Annotated in this window: 4 protein-coding genes; 3 read left to right on the top strand and 1 reads right to left on the bottom strand. The window is 59.8% G+C overall.

Annotated elements, in window-relative coordinates; translation table 11 throughout:
• From moaD to CWM53_RS00930, 3 genes are all read left to right on the top strand, one after another.
• A partial coding sequence (moaD, locus tag CWM53_RS00920) for a molybdopterin synthase sulfur carrier subunit (RefSeq protein WP_100750711.1) occupies positions 1-167 on the top strand: 167 nt, incomplete at its 5' end.
• A gap of 4 nt (positions 168-171) precedes the next feature.
• Positions 172-624, top strand: a complete 453-nt coding sequence (gene moaE, locus CWM53_RS00925) for a molybdopterin synthase catalytic subunit MoaE (protein WP_074386485.1) — start codon at positions 172-174, stop codon at positions 622-624.
• A gap of 45 nt (positions 625-669) precedes the next feature.
• Positions 670-1,374, top strand: coding sequence for a Bax inhibitor-1 family protein (locus tag CWM53_RS00930; protein ID WP_061155267.1), 705 nt, complete (start codon positions 670-672; stop codon positions 1,372-1,374).
• Between the two features lie 10 nt (positions 1,375-1,384).
• Here CWM53_RS00930 and CWM53_RS32260 read toward each other — a convergent pair.
• Positions 1,385-1,544 (bottom strand): DUF1380 family protein (locus tag CWM53_RS32260; RefSeq protein ID WP_165784996.1); only part of this gene is annotated, 160 nt, incomplete at its 5' end.

Consider the following 1,544-nt stretch of genomic DNA (forward strand, 5'->3'; position numbering starts at 1 on the left):
CCGTCGAGGCCGTGCGCCAACAGCTTGCCGCCCGCGGCGACCGCTGGGCGCTGGCCCTGGAAGAGGGCAAGCTGCTGGCGGCAGTCAATCAGACGCTGACCGCGTTTGACCATCCTGTCGCCAGCGGTGACGAAGTGGCGTTCTTCCCGCCGGTCACCGGAGGCTAATAAGATGACGCAAACTCGTATTGTCGTCAGCCCGGCACGCTTTCGCGTCGGTGAGGAATATCCCTGGCTGGCTGAACGCGATGAAGACGGTGCGGTGGTCACCTTCACTGGTAAAGTGCGCAATCACAATCTTGGCGACAGCGTGAAAGCGCTGACGCTGGAGCACTATCCGGGAATGACGGAAAAATCGCTGGCGGAGATCGTCGACCTGGCGCGCGAGCGCTGGCCGCTGGGCCGGGTGACGGTTATCCACCGCATCGGCGAAATGTGGCCGGGGGAAGAGATTGTGTTTGTCGGCGTCACCAGCGCCCACCGCGGCAGCGCCTTCGCCGCCGGCGAGTTTATTATGGACTACCTGAAAACCCGCGCGCCGTTCTGGAAGCGCGAGGCGACGCCGGAAGGCGAACGCTGGGTCGACGCTCGCGACAGCGATCGTCAGGCGGCAGAGCGCTGGTAGTGTGATACGCTTACAGGGTGAAACTTTGTTAATCAGGAGAGAGTCATGGACAGATTTCCGCGTTCCGATTCAATAGTGCAGGGCCGTAGCGGTCTGCAGACTTACATGGCGCAGGTGTACGGCTGGATGACGGTCGGCCTGCTGCTGACGGCGTTTATCGCGTGGTTTGCGGCGAATACCCCGGCGGTGATGATGTTCGTCTTTTCGAGCAAAATCACTTTCTTCGGTCTGATTATTGCCCAGCTGGCGCTGGTGTTTGTGCTGTCGGGAATGGTGCAGCGGCTGAGCGCCGGGATGGCCACCACGCTGTTTATGCTCTATTCGGCGCTGACCGGGCTGACGCTGTCGAGTATTTTTATCGCCTATACCTACTCATCGATTGCCAGCACCTTTGTGGTCACCGGCGGGATGTTCGGGGCGATGAGCCTGTACGGCTACACCACCAAGCGCGATCTGAGCGGCTTCGGCAGCATGCTATTTATGGGTCTGATTGGCATCGTGCTGGCATCGCTGGTCAACCTGTGGCTGAAGAGCGAAGCGCTGATGTGGGCGGTGACCTACATTGGGGTGGTGCTGTTTGTCGGCCTGACGGCGTATGACACCCAGAAGCTGAAAAACATCGGCGAGCAGATTGACACCCGCGACAGCGCCACGCTGCGTAAATACTCGATTCTCGGGGCCTTAACGCTGTACCTGGACTTTATCAACCTGTTCCTGATGCTGCTGCGTATTATGGGCAACCGCCGGTAACCTCTTAATATCAGAGGGTTGCATCTCCTAACGCCCGGCAAGCGCAGCGCCGCCGGGCGATGGCATCAGGCACAGTACCCGTGGTGCTGTCCCACAATGCCTGTTCGGCGGTAATCAGCAGGGTTTCAAGCAGGTCAACCGGCACAGTCACCCTCTGCCCGTTCTCTTTC

Origin of the sequence: Klebsiella sp. A-Nf5 (genome assembly GCF_002810545.1) — a bacterium.
In the GTDB taxonomy this organism is placed as follows: Bacteria; Pseudomonadota; Gammaproteobacteria; order Enterobacterales; family Enterobacteriaceae; genus Klebsiella; species Klebsiella variicola.